Annotated in this window: 2 tRNA genes; both read left to right on the forward strand. The window is 52.6% G+C overall.

Features of this window, described 5'->3' with window-relative positions:
• Positions 1–39 precede the first annotated feature (39 nt).
• Positions 40–116, forward strand: a tRNA-Ile gene (locus ACQRBR_RS12065).
• A 5-nt stretch (positions 117–121) separates the two neighbouring features.
• Positions 122–197 (forward strand) — tRNA-Ala (locus ACQRBR_RS12070).
• Positions 198–251 lie beyond the last annotated feature (54 nt).

The following is a 251-nucleotide window of genomic DNA, read 5'->3' on the forward strand; positions in this document are numbered from 1 at the left end:
ACAATGAGCCACGAGCTCATTGACAAGAAGAGCATGATTGGGCCTGTAGCTCAGGTGGTTAGAGCGCACGCCTGATAAGCGTGAGGTCGAAAGTTCAAGTCTTTCCAGGCCCACCATTGTCGGGGGTATAGCTCAGTTGGGAGAGCGCCTGCTTTGCACGCAGGAGGTCGTCGGTTCGATTCCGTCTACCTCCACCAGACAATCATGCTGCGGATCATTTCTGAAAGAAAGCACAAGCGATTGTGAGTTCA

This window comes from Desulfovibrio sp. SGI.133, assembly GCF_050313955.1.
GTDB lineage: Bacteria > Desulfobacterota > Desulfovibrionia > Desulfovibrionales > Desulfovibrionaceae > Desulfovibrio.